We start from the raw sequence: 22,389 nt of genomic DNA, 5'->3' as shown, positions 1-22,389 counted from the left end.
TTCAGAGAATCTGTCCGATCCCAAACAGGAGGACGAATAGCAGCGTCGTTAGGGCCAGTTGGCCCAGCCGGGCGTTGAGTTCTGCCGGGCGTTTGTGGGTGGCAATGGCCCGCCCGTTCAGAATAAAAAGCGGGAACGCCAGTATATACACGTAACTAAACCAGTTGGCCCCCGTCAGGAATGAATACGCCACTGCGCAGGCCATCCCGGCAATGAGCAGCCCCCAGTGGTAGCGAATGGCCAGCAGCAAGCCCAGACGTGCCGGAATAGACCTTTTTCCGGTCATGGTGTCGGTTTCAATATCCCGAATGTTGTTGACGTTCAGCACGCCCGTAGCGAACAAACCAACGCTCGTAGCGGGCAGAAGCAACAATATATTGAACGAAAGCGTGTGTAGAAAATACGTTCCCAGAACGCCCACCCAGCCGAAAAACAGTAGTACGGCAATGTCGCCGAAACCCGCGTAACCGTAGGGGCGTTTGCCGTTGGTATAGCCAATTGCAGCCGCTATACTCAATATACCCAACACCAGAAAGAACCAGAAAACAGACGCACCGGCCTCCCGAAAGGCCAGCACGAGCAGGCTGATTCCGCAGACCAGCGACAGCACCGACGTCAGCACAATACCGCGCATCATGGCTTCTTTAGTGATATCGCCCGTGGCTACTGCCCGGCGGGGCCCAACGCGCAGTTCGGTATCTTTACCCGAAACGGCGTCGCCATAGTCATTGGCGAAGTTGGAGAGAATTTGCAGGAAAATGGTCGTCAGAGCGGCCAGCAGCGCAATGGGCCAGCTAAACTTGTGCGCAGCCGATGCCAGAAAGCTTCCGAGAATGATACTAGCCAGCGAGAGCGGCAACGTGCGCGGCCGGGCAGCCGCAATCCAGGACTTCATCATTTTCAATGAGTGAGTGAATGAATGAGCGAATGGGCGAATGAATTTTGCGCAAGCTATTCAGCGCACCACTCATTCACTCATTCGCTCATTTACTCATTCCTAATTACATACCAACTGCCTTTTTGAATTCGGGGCTGTCGGGCTTTACGCTGGATGCGAAGAAGTTCGTCAGTTCGCCTTTTTCGTTGACGACGTACTTACAGAAGTTCCAGGTTGGTACTTTGTCGTTCCAGCCGTTCAGCGACTTTGTTGTCAGCCACTTGTAGAGCGGAGCCTGATTGGCACCCAAAACGTCTACTTTCTCGAACATCGGGAATGTAACGCCGTAATTTTTTTGACAGAAGGCGCCGATTTCTTCGCTCGTGCCCGGTTCCTGACTACCAAAGTTATTGGCAGGGAAACCCAGTACCACAACTTTGTCGCCGTGTTCTTTGTAAAACTTTTCCCAGTCGGCGTACTGTGGCGTGAAGCCGCACTTAGATGCTACGTTCAGGATAACCACTTTCTTGCCCTTGTAGGCGTTCAGTGCTACGGGCTTACCTTCCAGTGATTTAACCGTAAAATCGTACAAACTTTTGGTGGGGGCAGCCGCATTTTTCGGCGCACTGACCATTTCGCTTTTATCCGCGAAGAGGCCTTTAACAAGTGTTGATAGTGACATAAAACTGGTGAGGGTCACGACCAGCGCGACACCGATTAGCGTAAAAACAAGATTCTTTTTCATCCTTAATTTAACGGTTTGGGGGTTACATCTTCTCCGGTACTTCTATGCCCAATAAACCCATTGATCGCTGAATAGTTTCACCAACAACTCTGGCCATCGTAAGGCGGGTTTGTAGTGTTAACGGATTGGCTTCCTTGAGTATAGATAACTTATCGTAAAACTGGTTAAACGTTTTGGCCAGTTCGTAGGCGTACTGCGCAATGTACGAGGGCGCATAGTCTGCACCTGCTTCGGCCAGCCGCTGCGGATACTGACTCAGCAAAAACAACAACTGCTGCTCCACCTCATCCAGTTGTCCGGCTTCGACCGTATCACTCAGCACAATATCCATCTCGGCTGCCTTCCGCAAAATAGACCGAATCCGGGCGTGAACGTACTGGATATACGGCCCCGTATTCCCGTGCAAATCCACCGATTCTTCCGGATTGAACTGCATCCGTTTCTGCGGGTCTACTTTCAGCAGGTAATATTTCAAGGCACCCAAACCAAGCATTTGGAACAAAGCCGATTTCTCCATTTCGCTAAACTGGTCGAGCTTTCCCTTGGCGGCTTCGTCGGCCGCGGCAGAAGCTGCATTGGTCGTTTCCTCAATCAAATCATCAGCATCTACCACGGTACCCTCGCGGGATTTCATTTTTCCCGTTGGTAAATCGACCATTCCATACGACAGATGATACAATCCATGGGAGTATTCCCGCCCCAACCGGCGCAGAATGGCAAACAGGACGTTGAAATGGTAGTCCTGCTCATTCCCGACAACCCATATCTGCCGGTTGGTATGGAAATCATGGTCTTTCAAGTCCGTTGTACCGAGGTCCTGCGTTATATAAACCGAGGTGCCATCCGAACGAAGTACTAACTTATGGTCCAGCCCTTCAGCGGTCAGGTCAATCCAGACAGAATTGTCTTCTTTTTTATAAAATACGCCTTTCTGCAAGCCTTCTTCTACTACCTCCTTACCCAACAGGTAGGTATTTGATTCGTAGTACGTTTTATCGAAACTGGTACCGATGCTTTTATAAGTGGCATCGAATCCGGCGTATACCCAGTTGTTGAGTTTGCGCCAGAGAGACACCGTTTCGGAGTCGCCCTGTTCCCATTGGCGCAGCATCTGCTGAACTTCCTGCATGAGGGGCGCCTGCTTTTCGGCTTCTTCTTTCGGCGTTCCGGCCGCGACCATTTCTTCTACCTGCGCCTTATACGCTTTGTCGAACAGGACGTAGTATTTACCAATCAGGTGATCGCCTTTCAATCCCGATGAGCCTGGTGTTTCACCGTCGCCGAAACGCTGGTAGGCAAGCATGGATTTGCAGATATGAACGCCCCGGTCGTTGACAATGCAGGTTTTCACCACATCGTAGCCGTTTACTTTCAAAATCCGGCTCACGGAATCCCCCAGAAAAATATTACGCAGGTGGCCCAGGTGAAGCGGTTTATTCGTATTCGGCGAGGCAAACTCCACCATAACGGTTTCCCCTTTTTTGGGCAGCGTGCCAAAATCAGGATTACCGGCAATATCGTTCAACACCGCCACCCAGGCAGCATCGGCAATACTGATGTTCAGAAAGCCCTGCACCACATTGAATGCGCTGACAACGGCACTGTTTTCGAGTAGCCAGGCACCAATCGTTTGCCCAATCTGGGCCGGTGCCTGTCGGAGTACTTTTGTTAGTGGGAAGGTGACGAAGGTGTATTGCCCTTCAAACTCTTTCTTGGTCGGCGACAGTTGCACTACGGCCGACTGGCCCGGATAGCATTCGGCTATGGCCCGTAAAATATCGGTCTCTACTTTTTCCTGAATATCCATTAGACCGCAAAAATACGAAATGTATAGTGGATGTACGTTTTCAGATATACGGATAACGGGGCTTAAGCAGATTTTATCCGCACCACCGAACACGTTTACGAGTCGTATGACACAAAAAAGGGGAGATTGCCCGGTTGGCAACCTCCCCTTTCTAAAAACAATCAGGACTGATTAATCCACATCCCAGAACAGCTTCGTGCTGAATGGATCGATGGTACCCTGCGCTGCTACGTTCGCTACGTTTGAACCAGCTTCCGAGTTTGGATAGAAAAGCCGCAACGGACGCTTGGTGGCTTCCGGAACCTGAATACTTTGTGGAATAACCGGTAGGTTCGTGCGCCGGTACTCAGCCCAGGCTTCCAGACCGCTGAAGTTGGTCAGGGCAATCCATTTCTGGATGGCAATAGCCGTCAGTTTATCCGTCGACGCAACCCAGTCGTAGTTCTGAATACCACTCCCTTTGTAGGCGGTGGCTCCGGCCGTGTTAGCGCCCAGTACGCGGAAGGACTGCGTAATGCCATTCTCGAAGTATACCTGCGCCGTATTTGGCAGGGTCACATCCGAATAGCGTTGTTTGGCTTCGGCCAGCAGGAACTGAACTTCGGCGGCAGTCATGATGATGAACTTCCGGTTGAAATCGCCCTTCACGAGCAGGCTTGGCCCTACAGATGAGGTGTTTGCTGGCAGGTAGCCCGAACTGGCGCCAAAGGGCGTCCCCGAATAGTTGGCAGCAATTTCCGCTTTCGTACTGACACCAGGATTGTTTGCGTTCTCACCACCGGTAGCATACGCGATCCGCTTCATGCGGAGCGTGTCGCCCGATGCTTTGAGGCTGTTGATCAGGAACTGCGTTGGTCGGGGGTAGTTATTCAACGCCCGTTTCGCACCCGTTTCGCTATAACCCCAACGGTCGTAGATGGGATTCAACTGACCGGCCGCAGGCTGGTAGAAAGAGGCACCACCGACACCAACATCTTCGCCCGTGATGAAGCCTGACCCCTGCGTTACAATTTTATTGATTTCGGTTTTGATGTACGTATCCCGACCAGAAACTTTGGACTGACGAATCAGAATCCGCATCTTGAGTGAGTTGGCAAACTGCGCCCACTTCGTTACGTTACCCGCGAAAACAATGTCGGAGGTGCCGAAGCTACCTGTAAACGGATTTGTTTTCAAATCAACGATGGCTTCGTCCAGCAGGGTAATCAATGATTCGTAGATGGCTTTCTGATCGTCAAATTTTGGAGCCAGCACAGCAGCTCCTTTCAGTGCATCCGTGTAGGGAACGTTGCCGTACAAATCAACCAGTTGCTGAAACAGCATAGCTTTCATCACCTTGGCTGGTCCTTTCAGAAACATCTGACCATTGGCATCCGCATTGTTGATCACGAACTGATAATCCTGCAGGTTGTCGTAATATCCGTCCCAGTAGTTGAAATCACCATTCGTAAACTGGTAGGCAAACTGCTGTGTACTGATGATGTACCCGTTGCCCTGCGACCATTGACCCGACCAATACGTACCTAATTCGTTGGTGGCGAGCATGTTTGTTGCCGTAACGTTCAACGCATTGGTGAACAGGTAGTTCGGCGATGCAGTTGGTAACTGATTTGGGTTGGTATTTATATTCAGGAAATCTTTGGTTTTACAACCATTACCAACCAGTGCCACCATAGTGGCTATAATAAGTGCTTTGACTTTCATAGTAAGTTAATATTACCGTTCACTAAAATGTGAGGTTGATGTTTACACCATACTGACGCACGGGTGGCGTTTGTCCCGTCGTGTTGATCCCAATACCAATCGACGAGTTGGTGGTGGGTACCGACGACGACTGACTGCCTGGTCCTGGATTACCCTGATAACTGAATTCGGGGTCCGTATAGTAGTTCAGCTTGTCGACAATCGTAATCAGGTTACGACCGTATACCGCAACGCTGGCCGCCGAGAAAATCTTCGTTTTGCTCATCAGGCTTTGTGGTAACCGGTACGACAGGTTAATATCACGCAGTTTGATGAACCAGGCGGGTGCCACAAAATTCTCCGAAATGAGCCGGTAGTTATCAACCCATAACGAATACTCCGCTTCGCGTACTTGCGTTGTATTAGCCGACACGGTACCGTCTGTATTCAGGATAGCCGAGTTCGGAAAGATTTGTGGTGTCCGGTTTTCGGTCCACTTACCCGTTCCGGTAAAGGTCATCTGACGCCCCAGGTCACTAAACATCACGTTGCCACCCCGGTATTCGAAATTGAACGTGAAGCCAAAATTACCGTACTCCATCTTCGATCCCAGACCGGCAATATGCCGGGGCAGTACACCACCCCGTGGCAACAGCGAGGTATTGCGCAGGGGGTAGCCCGTGGTGGCGTTAACCAACACGCGGCCTGAGCCATCCGGTGCGTACTGATAGCCATCCGTTTTCAGGATTGGGAAGCGTGAATCTTTGATAACGTTCGTATTAGCGTACGAAAAACCGCCAATCTGGAATTCGTTGATGCCGGGATACAGGTCTAGTACCTTGTTGTCGTTGTAAGAGTACCGAATACTGGCATCCCACGTAAACTTACCGCCCCGGGCAATCAAATATTTCAGTTCAGCTTCGTAGCCCCAGTTCTTGGTTTCGCCCACGTTGATCAGCAGGTTGCTGAACCCGGTCGAGTTCGGTACCCGAACCGTAATTACCTGACCTTTTGAGTTCTGCGTATAGGCAGATACGTCGATATTAATCCGGTTATTCAGCAATTGAAATTCACCACCCACTTCGGCCGAGTAAACTTGCTCAGGTCTTAAGTTTGGATCCGGCAGGACGTTACCAACCGTCAGACCAACGGTGTTGCCATAAGGGAAGTTACCGCCGTTCGGGTAGTTTAGATCCAGACCATACAGCGGGATGTTGTCATTGGCGTTTTTGTTGTAGTTCGCCCGAAGTTTAGCATAGTTCAGAACATTGCTGCGGATGGCCGGAAACGCATCGGTCGCGATGAACGACACGGCTGCCCCGTAGTAGGGGTACGACCAGTAATTGGATGGACGGTCGGGCTTGTAAAACTTGGACGTCTGGTCGAAGCGGAACGACCCGTTCAAAATCAGCCAGTTTTTGTAATTGGCCGTGTAGTCAGCATAATAGCCTAACCGACGCTCCTGCGTTAGAATCTGACCACCCGTCAGATTGCCCTGCCGGTTCGATACGTTGTACACCTCGGGCACCACAATGGAGCTGGAACCAACACCAATGTTGTTGGTTGTGCGCTGGTACAGGCTGTTACCCAGAATCAGTCGGTTCGATACGGGGCCAAACTCTTTCGCCAACTGAATCTGGAACTCGTTGTTAAGTACGTTTTCGGTACCGGAGTAATCAAAGACGGAGCCCTGAATATCGCCAATGGCCCGGTAGATACCCGTACCATCCCCATCCCGGTAGAACGGAGCCGGAATGTACGATTTGCTTTTTGCCCAGTCCGAGTACGTAAATTTACCCGTCGTGTTCTTACCCGTCCGGGAGTTGTTCAGAATGCCCACCCGCTCGGTAAAGGTCAGCCAGGTAGTTGCTTTGAAGTTCAGATTCAGGTTGCCGTTTATATTGGCGTCCTTGTAGTTTAACCGGTTGTTATCGGCCTCAAAATAGGGGTTGCTGTAATAATCGTTGTAAAATCCGTTCGGGTTAGCGAGCGAATTATTGCGCCAGTCGCGCAGGTCGCTCAACGGCAGGTTAGCAGGCTGATTGAGTACGTTATTGTAGAAATCAGACGACGTACGGTTGTAGATTGCCTGTACGTAAGCCGCGTTGAAGCTGGCCGTTAGTTTACCATACTCCTTCGTAGCCGACAGACGCGTACCGGTCCGGTTGCTTTTGTCGCCCGGCACAATACCATTAACCGACTGGTTTTCAATCGACATGTAGAACGAACTGGTTTCGTCGCCCCCCTGGAAACTGATCTGATTATTTACCGAAACGCCCGTGTTGAACGCTTTCCGACGTGCGTTGGGAACAGGCGAATAAGGGATAAGCAATCGACTGCTGTCCTGCGCGGTACGCCCCTGAATCCGGATAGAGCCATCGAAGGCATCGCCATATTGCTGGTTTTCATAGGCACGCCAGTTGTCTTTCATGCGCTCCAAGTAATCAGCTTTATAGCCGGCAGTACCAAACGCCGTGGCATAGTGCGAACCGGAACCATATTTATCCTGAATCTGAGGCAGGAAGCTGATCTGCTCGAAGTTAGTACTGTTAGAATAGTTAACTTTCAACTTGCCTTTTGCCCCTTTCTTGGTTGTAATAATCAGGGCACCGTTGATACCTGCCGAGCCGTACAGTGTGGCAGCCTGACCACCTTTCAGAATCGACACACTTTCGATGTCGTTCGGGTTGATGGTAGACAATACCGTCGAGGTCGTCTGCATGCCATCGAGTACCACCAGCGCTTCGTTATTACCCGTTAGCGAACGGTAACCACGCAGGACGATTTTCACCGCCGGATCAACGCTGTTGTTAACGTTGTAAACGGCCAGGCCCGTCACCTTACCCGATAAAGCCTGCGCCAGCTGCGGGGAACGGCCAACCGTTACGTCTTCGTTCTTGATTGTCGAAACGGCATAACCGATTTCACGCGGGGTTTTCCGAATACCTTGTGCCGTTACAATGATCTCGTTCAATTGCGAGGCATCGGCTGCCATCAGGGCATTGATTACGGTTTTGTTCCCGATGGCAATTTCCTGGCTCTTGAATCCGATGAATGAGAAGACTAGTGTGGTAACGTCTGATGGCACCGTGAGGCTATAGTTGCCATCGGCATTACTCGTTGTTCCGCGGGAGGTGCCTTTGATGGTTACGTTGACGCCCGGCAGGGATGCACCGTCTTCTGATGAAGTGATTTTTCCGCTGATGACCCGATCTTGAGCCAGCAAGGGAAAAGCAAATAGCATGACCAATAGCCAGCTACCAAGTAAACTTTTTTTCATGTGGTGGTTTACCTAATAAGTTAAGAAATACTGAAAGATTAATACAAAATTAATGCAAAGCTAATCACTCAAAGGAGAATATTAATCTGTATACATACAACAAATAGATATTTTCTTTCGAATATGCAGAAGCCGCCCTTTCTTCCTGTCGCGTTAGGGGTTTAATACCGTAGTTCCATCGGCAACAGACTGTATTTTCTGTTTGGAGAAGAAGACCGGGAAGTAGCCATTCTCGGCCCAAATGGGGAACAGATTCCCATAATACGGGCTCTCGGGATTGCCCGACTGACCGGGGCTGTTAACGCCAAGGGTCTTGTCCCAGTCTTCGGTATCGACCAGTATCCGAAATGTAGCGCCGTGCGTCTGGTTGAGGTTACTGGAGGTTGCATTGACGGTTTCGCCATAGCCACCGCGAGCTACCGGGCCGAAATTGATTTTTGTCCGCATCGCTTTATCAACCATACCGGAGAGGGGATGCGAAATGGTGATGTGCTTATTCTTTCGCTGCCCGTAGGACCAGTCGTCCATATCGGCACCAAGTCGGGCAGTTAGTTCGGCTACGGCTTTATCCATACAGGTCAGCAGCAAACTGTCGCGGGCGGGGGTGGGGATGGACAGGGCATCCAGCACGCGCTTCGTGGATAGGTTGCGGAAATAGGGCTGGGCCGGGGCCGGTACTTTCTGGGCGTAGACGGCTTTTCTCAACTGACCTTCCCAAGCCACATAAATGGCAGCCGCTACGGCATTCGGGTCCAGCTTGTAATCCCACCGGCGCAGGTAAGCCGTAGCCTGTTCGGTTCGTTCATTGAAGGAAACCAGGTCCCGCATGAGTGGTACCAGCGTCCGGGCGGGCATAGCCAGATAGTCGGCCTGCAGGGCCATAAAATCAGTCATCGTTTTTCGTTTCCCGTCATTCAGCACTTCTTCGATCCGGTGCGCCCGAGACGGCCCAGACCAGGTCCAGCCAACCGCATTCCTGTTAGGAAAATCCACTGGTGTAAGGTTGTTGTTTGCCGTTACCACGTAGCCTTCCGGCGGGTTATGTTTGTTGGGCAACTTACTGATAGGCAGGTAGCCACCCCATTCAAACCGACCATCGCCCGGCACAGGAACCAGGCCCGTAAAATTTGGCCGTATGGGGGCCAGCCCTACCGCCTGCCAGCCTATTTCGGCCGGTTTACCCGCTTTAGGCCTCTCGGCCCATATCATGTTTTCGCCCGGTACCCGGCTGAAATAACAGGCCTGCCGAAACTCTGTCCAGTTGCGGGCCTGGTTCATGCGTAAACTGGCCAGATAGGGCGCCCCCCCCACTTCCAGACTCCCCGACCGGATGGCGTATGCTTTATGATGCACTGAATCCTCGAACACCACTGGTCCGTGGCGGGTATATTTGAGGGTGGCTTTTACCGGTTGCCCCCCTTTTACCGGAACCGTTTCGGTCAGTATTTTCATGGGCACCCAGTTTCCTTTGTAACGATAGAGGTTGGGGTTGGCGGGGTTGGTTTCATACACGTAGAGGTCTTCATTGTCGGTCTCAAAAATTGTCAGACCCCACGCCCCGTACTCATTGTGCCCCACCGAAATACCCGGTAGCGTTGGCTCACCCGCTCCCACCACATCCCAACCCGGCGCATTCAGGTGAACCCAATACCGGAGCGATGGGGTAGAAACGGACCGGTGTGGGTCGTTGGCCAGCATGGGGTAGCCACTTGCCGATTTATCACCCGCTATAACCCAGTTATTGGAGCCGGTGTATTGTTTATCGGTATCAAAGAAGGAGTCAACCCATTTCTGTTTCTCAGCGGGTGTCCTGAACAGTACGGCTTCGTCTTCGTCCGCTTTCGTAGCCACTCCCGCAAATTTTATGGGTAGCCGAAAGGCTTCGTACAGTTCCAGAATTGGTTGAAACAGTTCGTCGCCATTCACGCGTAGCGTCAGGTCGGGCTTTGCGGGGTCGGCAGTGGGGTGAAACCATTCCAGTTCGCGTAGTTTATCGGGGCCAATCAATTTCACTAACCGGCCGTAGTTCAGTTCTTCCCGAATGTTGCCCAAAAGTCCCTGATGGCGGCTAATGACCACTTCGGGCGTCCACAGGCCGGGTTTCGTGTCGAGCACGCGAAATTCGAACGGTAGCTTTTCAGGCGTTTTCAGGATTTGTATTACGTAAGCATTGATACCGTCAACAAAGGCCCGAACAATCTGCGGGCCGTGCGGGTGATAGTGGGTCAGTTCCTGCTCCAGACTGACACGGGCCGCAGCCGGTCGGAACCGAAATAGCCGGGCACCAATGTCGCGTTTGATTTCCTGCGGACCCAGCAGTTCGGCTACCGTTCCCGTAGCCTGCCGACGCCAGATTTCTAACTGAAAGAGCCGGTCCTGAGCGGCCGAGTAACCCTGAGCAAAAAACAGGTCATGCTCGTTTTTAGCGTAGATATGATTGACACCCCATTTGTCGCGGATAATTTCGACGGGTTGCTTCAGGCCGGGCGTTTTTAAGGTTTGGGATGACTGAGCCTGGCAATAGGGTACCAGTACAGTTGCAAGGAGAAGGAAAAAAAGTTGGCGCATGTGTTGACGAATTTGTGCGTAAGATAGCCCAAAAACGAAACAGCTACATTTTAACATGCGTTTAACCAACTCAAACGAAGTATATCGTTACTTTAGTGGGGCAATTAAACCGCACTATCATGAAAATAATGACTCCACTTTTAGCGATCTGTTTGGCCTCAATTTTAACTGGCTGCCTATCTGTTAACATACAGTCGAATACAAAAACGGAGGCAACACCGGAGTTCCATCGCATACTGATTGAATCCCGATTACCGGAAACCGACAACGCGTATCTAAACCAGTTTTTGACTGCTTTTCCGGCAGGTTACCAGGTTTGCACCGTACTGAACAGCCCTACTTCATTTGAGAGCCCGGCGGAGGCCATCGAAAAACAGCGGCATACCTGCCAGAGCGAAGTGCTTTTAACCATCGATTTTTACCGAAACTACACGTCAGGGAGTGGTAAATACATCACTACGACCAACGAGCTGCTGCTGGAGATGAAGAACTTAAGCAACGGCCAGTCTTTCTGGAAGGCACTCGTCAAGACAAGCGGCAGCAACGAGGTCCCACCCAACCGGATTGTCAGCAAGCTGATTGACGACGGCCTCGTTGAAGGCAGGCTACCGGGCAGCAAGCCGGTGCAGGCAGCAAACTAAACTTGCCCGGATCATGGCCTTACTCGGACCGTAACGACTCCACCGGGTCCATCAGGGCCGCTTTTATGCTTTGAAAACTTACTGTCAGCAGGGCAATACCCACCGCCAGCAAACCAGCTACCGCAAAGACCCACCAGCCAATTTCAGTTTTGTAAGCAAAGCCCTGCAACCATCGATTCATAGCGTACCAGGCCAGCGGGCTGGCGATAACAATCGCGACCAGTACCAGTTTAAGGAAATCTTTGGAGAGCAGCGTTATAATGCTGCCCACACTCGCGCCTAACACCTTACGAATCCCAATTTCTTTAGTGCGCTGCTCAGCAGTGAAGGCGGCCAAACCGAACAGACCCAGACAGGCGATGAAAATAATCAGAATGGAAAACCCGCTTAATACGGTTTTAGCCTTCTCCTCACGCCGATACTGCTCGTTGAATGACAGGTCTAAAAAAGTAGCTTCAAACGAATAATTCGGCACTAAACTCGTCCAGATTGACCGTACATTGTCCACACCTGCCGGGTTGATGCGTACCAGTACATTTGGGGGATTATCAGTTAGATAGTGCAACATGAGCGGTTCAACCCGGTTGTGTAGTGATGCAAAATGATAATCAGCTACCACGCCAATCACCTGCCGAACGAGTGTATCGCCTTTAGGTGGATTGATGATACGACCCACCGCATCACCGGCATGCCAACCCATCCATTTTACGAAACTTTCGTTGATGATAACGTTGCGATTCTTGTCGGACGGAATGGCCGGGTTGAAATTCCGACCTGCCAATAGGTTTATCTTTAGAAGAGAAAGATAGTTTTCGTCGATACGGGCGAGAAAGACGAATAGCTCGGTTTTCTCGCCCGGTGTTTCTTTAAGAATACCAGCTTTGGCATCGAGCGTAATGGGATTTAACCCCAGCGATACAGCATCGATGCGGCTGTCTTTGGCTAATGCTGTTTTAAAGACCTGCATTTGCTGCCGAACGGATTCTTCTGCCGGTACGCTCACTACCAATACCTGCTCTTTGCTGAATCCCGGATTTTTGTTTAACAAATAGTCAGTTTGCTGACTCACGACCAGCGTACTGATAACCAATGCGATGGAAATGGTAAACTGAAGAACCACCAGCGTTTTTCGGACGTATTGTTTGCCTATCTGCCCCGATTGTCCCTTTAGCATCATTGAAGGCGGACTGGCTGATAAAAACAGAGCAGGGTACAAACCAACTAACAAACCAATCAGTGCGACCACGCTGATACAAACGCCCAAAAATGGCCAGCCGGGGAATTTTAGCGGTATGGCCGTAAGCTGCTCGAATACAGGTCGAATAGCCAGCATGACTACCAGCGACAAACCGGCACTGATACTGATAATCAGGCTGGCCTCGCCCAGAAACTGCCCCATCAACTGCCTTTTGCCGGCACCAATCACCTTGCGAACGCCAACCTCTTTGAGCCGTTTGGTTGATTGAGCCACGTACATGTTCACGAAATTGATACACGCCACGAGCAGGATGAACAACGCCACAATAGTAAAAATAATGAGATAAGTTCGATTGCCTTTGGGGGTATCATCGTAGAGTCCATCGACAAAGTGCAAACTGGTAAGGGCCTGAATCTGATGCTCGATTTGAATATCGTACCCTAATGCTTTAATGCGGGGCGCAACTTGATTTTGATCAAATTGGGCCAGTTTCCTGTCAAAATTGGCGGCCTTTGCCTGATTCTGAAACAGCACATACGTGTAAGAGGTGAAATTGAAGACATCCTCTGCGGAAACAGGTTCATCTTTCCAGGACAGCAGCGCACTGAATTTTAAATCTGTATTGGCTGGCAGGTCCTGCAAAACGCCCGTAACGAGATAAGGCTGCTTATTGATTGGCAGCATTTTTCCGATGGGGTCATTTTCACCGAAGTATTTCTTAGCCAGACGTTGCGTAAGTACAACGCTGCTTGGCTTATCCAATGCCGTTGTACCACCCGAAAGCAGCCGATACGAAAACACCGTGAAGACACTCCGGTCAGCCTGATAGATGTCGCCTTCGTTTATCAGTTCACTACCGTTTTTGACCGTAGCAATCGGCAACGACCTGAACCGAACTGTCTCGACTATTTCGGGATAGGTCTGTTTAAGACGGAGGCCAACGTCATGACTCGAAGTGGCCAGCCCATCATCAGAACCGGCCATTTTAAATCGGGTGGTGACCCGGTATATAGAGTCGGCCTTATCGTGAAACCGATCGAAGCTGAGTTCGTTCCAGACATAGAGCGTAATAAGCAGGCAACAAGCCATACTGACTGACATCCCGATGATGTTGATTGCGCTGTACAGTCGATTTGCCTGTACCGTTCGCCAGGCGATTTTGAGGTAGTTTTTAAGCATAAATGTCCGTACCAGATTACACTATCAAGGTACGGACATTGCTTATAGACAGGCTGTTAATAATTGTTAAGCTTAATCTCACTCCGAGCGTAAACTCTTAACGGGGTTCATCAGGGCGGCCCTGATACTCTGAAAGCTCACCGTCAGTAACGCGATGCCCAGCACAGTCAGGCCTACCAGGCCAAACAGCCAGCCGTTCAGCTCCATGCGATACACAAACGTATCGAGCCACTGGCGGGCGGCATACCAGCCCAGGGGTGCGGCAATCAGGAACGCCAGCAAAACCAGTTTCAGGAAGTTGATGGACAGCGTCTGGCTAATATCCAGGACACTGGCACCCAGTACTTTCCGAATACCGATTTCTTTGGTCCGCTGTTCAACCGTGAGCGTAACCAGCCCGAACAGGCCCAGCCCGGCAATCAGGATAGCCAGCAGGGTGGCATCGGTGATGAGTTCTTTCCAGCGGGCCTCGTCGGCGTAATCATTCAGGCGGTCATCCTCCATAAAACTGTAAGAGAAGGGCTGGTACGGAATCAGGCGTTTGAACGTACTCTCAAGGGCCTGCAATCCTGCCTGCGACTGACCTGGCGTCAGTTTGGCGTACAACTGATTCATCTGTTCGGGTCGACCGAGCTGAAACAGGACCGGCTCTGGTTTGTCGCGCAGGGAGCGGTACTGATAGTCGCGTACTACGCCCACTACGGTCAGATCACTCCGGGTATCGTCCTGTTCCTGCCGCTGAATTACCTGCCCCACAGCGGGTTTGCCAGCCGTCAGAAATTGCCGGACGAAGGTTTCATTAACCAGAATATTGGACAGACTATCGGCGGGGTTGGCCGCACTGAGCCCCCGACCTGCCAGAATTGGAATATTTACAAAATTCAGGTACTGGTCATCAATCCACTCGTTGCCCGACTTAACGGCTTTGTTCTGAATGTAATACGTACCGGCTTTGTGTCCACCTGATTTTCGGGCCACGGCATCGATACCGGACTGTTGCCGCAGCGCCTGCTTCACCAGCTCGCCTTGTTTCTCCCGTCCCCAGGGCACATAAACCCGAACCCGGTTGGCCCGGTCGTAACCCACGCTGGCCTTCTGAATGTAGCTAAACTGCCCCCGCAGAACCACCGTGCCAATGAGCAACACAATGGCAATCACAAACTGTAGCACCAGCAATGATTTACCCACCCGGTTCCGCTCGGTCAGGCGTACGCGGCCATACAGAATCTGAGTCGGATTAAAACCGGAGAGTACCAGTGCCGGATAAAAACCTGCCAGCAGCGTGACCAGTAGAATTAGCCCCCCAAACAGACCCAGCGTTTGTGGCGTGAACAGAAAACCGATTTGGAGTGCCTTGTTGGCCAGCGTCGAGAACTGGGGCAGCAGGGCGTAAACCAGTATCAGCGCCGGAAGAAAAGACAGCAGAGTCAGCAAAAACGTTTCGCCCACAAACTGCCCGATAAGTTGCCGACGGGTACTGCCGGTTACTTTGCGAATACCGATTTCCTTGGTTCGGCGCAGGGACCGGGCCAGAGTCAGGTTGACGAAGTTAATGCCTGCCAAAAGCAGAATAAGTCCGGCAATACCGCTCAGCAGGTACGAATATACCGACGATGACCCCTGAGAAAGGCCATTTTCCCGGCCGTACCGGTTGTCGAGGTGCATGGACAGAAAGGGCTGCAGGTGATACGCCAGACTGAACGGACCGTTTTCCCTCCGCAGCTGCGCCAGTTGCGGGCCATTATATTTCTCCAGCACGGACGCCATTTTACGTTCCGTTGCCATTGGATCAGTGGCGTCGACACGTAACAGCAAAAAGGTATTCAGAAAACCGTCCGACCAGTCAGTCTCGTGCCAGTCTTTACGATCGGGCGGGAGCGAGGTCACAAAGGGGCGCAGCAGGTCGAAGCGGATACTTGAATTCATGGGGGGCGTTTTTACAACACCCGTAATGCGATAATTTTCGAAGGCCCCGCCGGCATCAACCAGCAGGAGTTGGTTCAGCACGTCTGTCGTACCAAAGTAGGTACGGGCCATATCGTCGGTAATAACCACACTCCCCGGGTCATTCAGCAGCGTATTCGGATTACCCGCCAGCAAATCGAAACTAAACAGCTTGAGGAAGGATGGGTCTACGTACATGACCTGCTGGTAGATGGCCTCTTCTTTTTTACGAACCAGCATCTCATAGCCTTGCACCCGGCAAAAACCGGCTACTTCCGGCAACTCAGCCACAAAGGTTGGTCCCTGCGGCAGTCCCGTTGCACCAGTCTTGATTTCGTTGCCATCGGGCGTTGTTGTATCCAGCACAACCCGGTACAGCTGACCGGCCTGCGCATGGAAGCGGTCGTACGACACCTCGTCCTGTACAAACAGCAGAATGAACATCACCGCCGTCAAGCCCGCGCTCAGCCCAACAATGTTGATGGTACTCAGGGCCCGGTTGCGAACCAGATTCCGCCAGGCAATTTTGAGGTAGTTTCTGAACATCGTTGTATTGTATTTATTCCGTAAACGGACGATTTAAATCCGGGACGTGTAGTCGTCCGCCTACGGAAAGTTTACTCACTCCGTAATGATTTCACCGGATCCATCAGCGCAGCTTTTATGCTTTGAAAACTTACTGTCAGCAGGGCAATACCCACGGCAATCAGGCCCGCCAGCGCAAACACCCACCACTCGATGTCAATTTTGTAGGCAAAGTCCTGCAACCACTGGTTCATAAGATACCAGGCAATGGGACTGGCAATGACGATAGCTACCAGCACCAGTCTGAGGAAGTCTCTGGAGAGCAGCGTGACGATATTACCCACCGACGCGCCCAGTACTTTACGCACCCCAATCTCTTTGGTCCGCTGCTGAATCGAAATCAGGGCAATGGCAAACAAACCCATGCACGACAGAAGGATGGCAACCCCGGCCGCCGAGGAGAAAATAGTGGCCAGCCGCTGCTCTTTTTTGTACCAGCGTTCGGTATTCTCGTCCAGAAAAGAGCCGATAAACTCCTGCTTCGGGGCTACGGTTTTCCAGGCCGCTTTGATGGTTTCCATGGCACCCGTCAGGTTCTGCGGATTTACCCGAATCAGTATGTAATCAACCGGGCTGGCCGACTGCATCTGTAGGGTTATGGGTTTGGCTTCCTGATGCAGCGAATACAGGTTAAAGTCCGAGACAACACCAATAATCTGAAACGATTTTTCATCGGGTTTGATGAACTTACCAACCGGATTTTTCTCCCCAAGGGCTTTTGCCATACTTTGGGTAATGAGTACGGACGAACTGCTGTCGGTACCGAACGTTGTGCTGAAATCACGCCCCTGAAGTAATTTGATACCCATGGTTTTCAGGTAATCCGTATCCACTCGAAGCCAGTCGCAGGTGACGTCGTGTTTGCCGTAGAGGAAGCCAAACATCGTTCGTGATGAACTACCATCCAGGCCCGCACCAATATTAACGCCCGTTCCCGATACGGCTACAATGTTCGGCTGGCTGGCTAACCGGTCGCGCATGGTTTTCAGCGCGGCATTACCGTTCAGTTCGTTGCCAACCGGAATGCTCACCACCTGCTCTTTATCCATCCCCATCGGTTTCTGCTGGAGATAACTGATCTGCTGCCGCACAATCAGCGTAGAAATAATGAGCAGGCAGGCAATGGCAAACTGAGTAACAATCAGCGAATTGCGCAACAAACCCGGTCGGCTCGATTTACCCCGGAGGGCTGCGCCATTACCCTTCAGCACATCCACGACGTTGAAGCGCGTCACAAACCAGGACGGGTACCCGCCTGCCACCAGGGTGATGAGCAAAAAGCCCAGTCCTGTAGCGATTAACGTGGTTGGCTTCAGGAAATCGGCCAGCAGCAAATGACTTCTGAATAGCTGATTGAACGTTGGTAAAACCAGGAAAGCCATCCCCAAACCCAGCAGCAGCGCAACCAGACAAAGCAGGATGGTTTCGCCCCAGATCTGGCCGAACAGCTGCCCCCGTTGCGCGCCCAGCGATTTACGAACGCCCACCTCCCGCGCCCGGGTGAGTGACTGAGCGATGGTCAGGTTAATAAAATTGATGCAGGCGATAGCCAGAATGAATAATCCCACCAGCATCAGTGTGTACACGTACGTCCGGCTGATGGCGTGACCGTTCATGGTTTCCGTATCGAAATGAATATCGGCCAGCGATTCCAGCAGGAGGCTCCGCTGAAAGCCAAGTTCATTTTTCGGGTAGCCCTGCGCCTTATTTTCTTCGTTGTCTTTCGCGAAGTATTTATCCACGAATGCCTGGGTTCGCCGTTGCAGCGTCTGCGGATCGGTACCGGCTTTCAGTTTAACGTATACGTCGTGGTTACCATGGTCCCAACGACTTTTGAATTCCTGGTAATCGCCCGCGTTTTCACTACGAATCAGGGCATCGTACTGAAGGGTGGAGTTTTCTGAAAAATCCGTGACGACACCGGAAACATTAAACGTTTGCCAGTTTCCGTTCATGCGTAACTGAATGGGTTTGCCCACCGGGTCCTCTTTCCCGAACATATCCTTTGCCATAGTCTGGCTGATGACAATGTCGCTCAGGCTGTTCATGGCCGTTTGCGGGTTGCCTTTCAACAGCGGAAAAGTGAACATGCGCAGAAAATCGGCATCCACCATCCGCACACTCTTGCTGTAGGTCTGTTCATTCCGACGAACGCTCGAATTGCTGTTGAAGAATCGCGTTACCCCTTCTATTTCCAGAAACTCGGCTTTAATGGTCGTTGCCATCGGGTAAGCCATGGTGGCACTACGGCTAGGGGTCCCATCGCGGTTGGATTCCAGAAAATTAAGCCGGAAGATGCGGTTGCCATCGGCATGAAAACGGTCGAATGATAGCTCAAACGTGGCGGTCAGAAACAGCAGTACGCAGGTGCCAAAGGCTACGGACAGGCCCACAATGTTGATGAGTGTATGCGTCCGGTTTTTCCAGAGTGTGCGGAAGGCGATTTTGAGGTAGTTGCGAAACATGGTTGTAGGTGTTTATTCGGAACGGAGTGATTTGACGGGGTTCATCAGGGCGGCTTTGATCGACTGGAACGAGACCGTCAACAGCGCGATGCCCACCGCTAGCAGACCCGCCAAAGCGAACACCCACCAGTTTAGCGGGGTACTGTAGACGAACGTACCCAGCCATTTGCTCACTGCCCACCACGCCAGAGGTGAGGACAGGAGGAGGGCGATCACTACTAATTTCAGGAAGTCTTTGGAGAGCAGTCCAACGATACTGGCAACGCTTGCACCCAGTACTTTACGCACGCCTATTTCCTTCGTGCGCTGCTCGGCGGTAAATGCAGCCAGCCCGAACAGGCCCAGGCATGAAATCAAAATGGCGAGTAATCCGAAATAATTAACGAGTGTATTAACCTGCTGTTCATTGCGGTAAAGTTTCTCGTAATCTTCATCCAGAAAGTGGTACGTGAAGGGATAGTTGGGGTTGAACTGTTTGGTTATTCGTTCCAGATCGGCAATGGCGCGGGTGGTTTGTCTGGAGTTGGTTTTTACCAGCAGGTAACTTGTATTGCGGGCATCGAAGGCCAAGATCAACGGGGTGATGGCCTGATGCATAGAGCCAATATGAAAATCTTTCATCAGCCCAATGATTCTGCCTTTACCTGGCCAGAATTGAACCTCTTCACCAACGGGCTTTTTCATTCCCATCAGTTTGGCGGCTGCTTCATTGATGAGGTAATTTGACGTGTCGGCAGGGCTATTTAGTCGAAAGTCGCGGCCATCGAGTAGTTGTATGTTCATGGTCCGGACAAAATCACCACCCACAAACATGCAGGAAACGTTAGTTTGCAAGTTGGGATCTTTGCCGGGCCACTGTAGGTCGCCCGATGTACTTTGCACGTTTATCGGAAGCATCATGGAGGTGGTTGCCGCCGAAACAGATGGCTGGCCCATCACTTCCTGCCGAAATGCTTCTATTCGTTTCGGTTGCGCAATATCCCCTTCCAGCGGTACATAAATTACATTCTCCCGGTCGAGACCCAGGTTTTTTGTACGCAGATAATCCATCTGCCGACCAACGGCCAGCATCCCGACAATCAGGAAAATGGACAGCGAAAACTGAAACACTACTAATGCCCGACGAAACAGGGCCGGTCCAGCACCAAACTGCAATCGACCTTTAAGAATTTTGATCGGTTGCAGCGACGACAGAAACAAGGCTGGATAACTGCCCGACACAAACCCGGTGATCAATACCAGGCCCAGAATAGTGAGCCACAAAACTGGTTCGGTCAGGTCAAGAGCGAGCTGTTTATCGAATAGAGCATTGAATGTTGGCAGCACCAGCCAAACCAGTATCAGAGCCAGCAAAACGGCCAATAGGCTCGTTAATACCGACTCGCTCAGGAATTGCCCAACCAGTGAGGTGCGCCCAGCTCCTACTACTTTCCGAACCCCTACTTCCTTCGCCCGCATGGCTGAGCGGGCCGTGGCTAAGTTCATGAAATTGATGCAGGCAATCAGCAGAATAAACAGGGCAACGATGGAGAAAATACGGACGTACTCAATGCGCCCGCCAACACTTTTGCCCTTTTTGAATTCGGAGTAAAGATGATAATCCGTGAAGGGTTGTAGTGTAGGGCGAGCCGTTTCAAAGTTTTTCCCCGCGAAACGCGGATAAACAGTACTCATGACGGCTTCGGTCTGCTCCAGGGTGGTATTGGGGTTCAACCGTACAAACGTTTGAAACGAATTATTACCCCACGTTTTCATCCAGTCCTCTTCCTGCACCTTCCAGTTAACCAGCCAGTCGAATTGCAGGGTCGAGTTTGCGGGGAGATCGTCAATCACGGCACCCACTACATAGAATTTTTTGTTATCGAGTTGCAGCGTTTTGCCGATTGCCAGGCCATTCGGAAAGAATTTCTCCGCCAATTTTCGGGTAATAACAATCTGATTGGTTTGGGCTAGTGCCGTTTTAGGATTACCATAAACGACGGGTAGATCGAACACACCAAAAAAGTCAGCCGTAGCAAAATGCCCCTTTTCTTTAGTGGATTTTTCGCCAAACGGACTGTCGACCGCTTTAACCAGGTATTCGGGGCCGTAGTTGATTTTGGTTACAGCCGCCACTTCCGGCACGCTCTGCGCAATGGCCTCCTGTAGTGGGCCCGGTGTTACCGAATTTGTTGTAGTATCGCCATTGTACGGAAAGTTTACCCGCACAAAACAGATACGGTCGGCATCAGGCAGGAAACGGTCGTAGCTAAGTTCGTCGTGTACCCAAAGGCCAATGAGCAGCGCACAGGCCATACCCAGCGCCAGCCCAAACACGTTGATACCGGAGTAGAGTTTTTGCTTCAGCAGGCTTCTGAGAGCGACTTTGAGGTAGTTGCGAAACATGGTGCTTTTGGGTAAGTTTGTGTAAATCAATAACCAGCTATGTATTTTCCCCCATCGACCTTACCCTCGCTTGCCCATGAAGATCAAGGCGTTTGGGCTCCTGCTGATCATCAGCGAATTATTTCCAAACTGACAATTGGTCTGGGCATTCGCTACTATCATCAGAAGACGATTCAACTGGAACCACTTCCTGAAACAATGCTCGATGATGCAAAAGCCAGTCCTGTTCCTGATCTGTCACTAGTTGACAACAATACCGACGAAACGCCGATCATTATTGAGGTCTGTAAAAGCAAAGGAAAAAAGGACGATATGAAGAAAGTTGTTCAATTGATTGACAACGATCTGTATGGCATCCGCGAAGGATTCGTTTACAATTACAAAACCAAACAGTGGTTTCGATACTGCTTCGGCGATGGTGGGCTACCAACCGAATCATCATTCTCCGAATTGCTGCAACTGGATTTGAACACCTTCCTATAAATTCCCTTACTTCACCTGCACCGTGTTTTTCTGACCGGTTTTCACCAAAAAGGGCAATTGCATCTGTAGCACATCATTCTGCCGGTACTCATACCGGTAAGCACCCGGCGGTATTTCCAGATCGAACGGAAACGCCGGTTTATTTTTATCGTCCTCTATCTCGCGCTCTGCCGAAAATCCGTTTCCGCTGATGCTGATTTTGGTTTTCCCTGTACAGGTCGGGCAGGTGAAACTAACCTTCTCCACGCCTGAGGTCATCGGTGTATTTGGCTGGGCCGGTCGGGGTGGTTCCTCCCCCAGACCCAGCGAATCCAGCACCCGGTTTTTCATCGCTTCTTTTTGTTCCTGGCTCATACCAGCTACATCGAATGTTCGCTTATAATGGACGGCCTTACCATTACTGTCGCCATCAATCTGGATCGAGAACGTTTTTCCGTTGTCGTTAACCGACGTATTCAAATTTGAGTGTGCAGGTGTCTGCGCCAGCATTGTAAAACTGGTTAGTAGCAGACCGAGAAGCAGAGTTTTCATAATCTCATTCGGGTAATG

13 protein-coding genes are annotated in these 22,389 nt (G+C 51.2%); 2 read left to right on the top strand and 11 right to left on the bottom strand.

The genetic code is table 11. The features are described 5' to 3' along the window. Position 1 precedes the first annotated feature (1 nt). The 6 genes from B157_RS0120830 to B157_RS0120805 form a co-directional block, all read right to left on the bottom strand. Entirely contained in the window at positions 2-895 is an 894-nt protein-coding gene (locus B157_RS0120830) for a 1,4-dihydroxy-2-naphthoate polyprenyltransferase (RefSeq protein ID WP_026308850.1), read from the bottom strand. A gap of 106 nt (positions 896-1,001) precedes the next feature. Continuing rightward, positions 1,002-1,622 carry a glutathione peroxidase gene (locus tag B157_RS0120825; protein ID WP_020605244.1) on the bottom strand — a complete coding sequence of 207 codons (621 nt, stop codon included), beginning with the start codon at positions 1,620-1,622 and terminating at the stop codon, positions 1,002-1,004. A 22-nt stretch (positions 1,623-1,644) separates the two neighbouring features. Continuing rightward, on the bottom strand, positions 1,645-3,429 hold the full coding sequence (gene argS, locus B157_RS0120820) for an arginine--tRNA ligase (RefSeq protein ID WP_020605243.1): 1,785 nt from the start codon (positions 3,427-3,429) through the stop codon (positions 1,645-1,647). Positions 3,430-3,600: 171 nt separating this feature from the next. Continuing rightward, the gene (locus tag B157_RS0120815) at positions 3,601-5,133 is read right to left on the bottom strand and encodes a SusD/RagB family nutrient-binding outer membrane lipoprotein (protein ID WP_020605242.1); all 1,533 of its coding nucleotides are present in this window, start codon (positions 5,131-5,133) and stop codon (positions 3,601-3,603) included. Between the two features lie 22 nt (positions 5,134-5,155). Continuing rightward, complete coding sequence (locus tag B157_RS0120810) at positions 5,156-8,392, bottom strand: SusC/RagA family TonB-linked outer membrane protein (RefSeq protein ID WP_020605241.1); 3,237 nt, start codon at positions 8,390-8,392, stop codon at positions 5,156-5,158. Positions 8,393-8,545: 153 nt separating this feature from the next. Beyond that, the gene (locus B157_RS0120805) at positions 8,546-10,960 is read right to left on the bottom strand and encodes a penicillin acylase family protein (protein WP_020605240.1); all 2,415 of its coding nucleotides are present in this window, start codon (positions 10,958-10,960) and stop codon (positions 8,546-8,548) included. Between the two features lie 152 nt (positions 10,961-11,112). Between B157_RS0120805 and B157_RS0120800 the strand changes: the two genes are divergently transcribed. Next, positions 11,113-11,601 (top strand): hypothetical protein, encoded by a 489-nt coding sequence (locus tag B157_RS0120800; protein WP_245565174.1) that lies wholly within the window; start codon positions 11,113-11,115, stop codon positions 11,599-11,601. Positions 11,602-11,620: 19 nt separating this feature from the next. Here B157_RS0120800 and B157_RS0120795 read toward each other — a convergent pair whose 3' ends face one another. The 4 genes from B157_RS0120795 to B157_RS0120780 form a co-directional block, all read right to left on the bottom strand. After that, positions 11,621-13,978, bottom strand: a complete 2,358-nt coding sequence (locus B157_RS0120795) for an ABC transporter permease (protein WP_020605238.1) — start codon at positions 13,976-13,978, stop codon at positions 11,621-11,623. Positions 13,979-14,056: 78 nt separating this feature from the next. Then, positions 14,057-16,468, bottom strand: a complete 2,412-nt coding sequence (locus B157_RS0120790) for an ABC transporter permease (RefSeq protein WP_020605237.1) — start codon at positions 16,466-16,468, stop codon at positions 14,057-14,059. Between the two features lie 71 nt (positions 16,469-16,539). Then, positions 16,540-18,972: an ABC transporter permease gene (locus tag B157_RS0120785; protein WP_020605236.1), complete on the bottom strand. Its 2,433-nt coding sequence runs from the start codon at positions 18,970-18,972 to the stop codon at positions 16,540-16,542. 12 nt (positions 18,973-18,984) lie between these two features. Continuing rightward, complete coding sequence (locus B157_RS0120780) at positions 18,985-21,357, bottom strand: ABC transporter permease (protein ID WP_020605235.1); 2,373 nt, start codon at positions 21,355-21,357, stop codon at positions 18,985-18,987. Between the two features lie 39 nt (positions 21,358-21,396). On the opposite strand from B157_RS0120780, the gene B157_RS0120775 reads away from it, so the two are divergent. Next, a complete protein-coding gene (locus B157_RS0120775) occupies positions 21,397-21,840 on the top strand; it encodes a PDDEXK family nuclease (protein ID WP_020605234.1) in 444 nt (147 codons plus the stop codon). Positions 21,841-21,846: 6 nt separating this feature from the next. Here the strand turns inward: B157_RS0120775 and B157_RS0120770 are convergent, their stop codons facing one another. Next, positions 21,847-22,371 (bottom strand): hypothetical protein, encoded by a 525-nt coding sequence (locus B157_RS0120770; RefSeq protein ID WP_026308849.1) that lies wholly within the window; start codon positions 22,369-22,371, stop codon positions 21,847-21,849. Positions 22,372-22,389 lie beyond the last annotated feature (18 nt).

Source organism: Spirosoma spitsbergense DSM 19989, from assembly GCF_000374085.1.
In the GTDB taxonomy this organism is placed as follows: domain Bacteria; phylum Bacteroidota; class Bacteroidia; order Cytophagales; family Spirosomataceae; genus Spirosoma; species Spirosoma spitsbergense.
Note: the sequence above shows the minus strand (reverse complement) of the source record. Positions and strands in the feature narration are given on the sequence as shown.

Bases quoted from the DNA above. Each gene is read 5' to 3' on its own strand.
- B157_RS0120770 (WP_026308849.1), bottom strand. From the start codon at position 22,371: ATGAAAACTCTGCTTCTCGGTCTGCTACTAACCAGTTTTACAATGCTG.
- B157_RS0120815 (WP_020605242.1), bottom strand. From the start codon at position 5,133: ATGAAAGTCAAAGCACTTATTATAGCCACTATGGTGGCACTGGTTGGT.
- B157_RS0120790 (WP_020605237.1), bottom strand. From the start codon at position 16,468: ATGTTCAGAAACTACCTCAAAATTGCCTGGCGGAATCTGGTTCGCAAC.
- B157_RS0120825 (WP_020605244.1), bottom strand. From the start codon at position 1,622: ATGAAAAAGAATCTTGTTTTTACGCTAATCGGTGTCGCGCTGGTCGTG.
- B157_RS0120785 (WP_020605236.1), bottom strand. From the start codon at position 18,972: ATGTTTCGCAACTACCTCAAAATCGCCTTCCGCACACTCTGGAAAAAC.
- B157_RS0120780 (WP_020605235.1), bottom strand. From the start codon at position 21,357: ATGTTTCGCAACTACCTCAAAGTCGCTCTCAGAAGCCTGCTGAAGCAA.
- B157_RS0120795 (WP_020605238.1), bottom strand. From the start codon at position 13,978: ATGCTTAAAAACTACCTCAAAATCGCCTGGCGAACGGTACAGGCAAAT.
- B157_RS0120830 (WP_026308850.1), bottom strand. From the start codon at position 895: ATGAAGTCCTGGATTGCGGCTGCCCGGCCGCGCACGTTGCCGCTCTCG.
- B157_RS0120810 (WP_020605241.1), bottom strand. From the start codon at position 8,392: ATGAAAAAAAGTTTACTTGGTAGCTGGCTATTGGTCATGCTATTTGCT.
- argS (WP_020605243.1), bottom strand. From the start codon at position 3,429: ATGGATATTCAGGAAAAAGTAGAGACCGATATTTTACGGGCCATAGCC.
- B157_RS0120805 (WP_020605240.1), bottom strand. From the start codon at position 10,960: ATGCGCCAACTTTTTTTCCTTCTCCTTGCAACTGTACTGGTACCCTAT.
- B157_RS0120775 (WP_020605234.1), top strand. From the start codon at position 21,397: ATGTATTTTCCCCCATCGACCTTACCCTCGCTTGCCCATGAAGATCAA.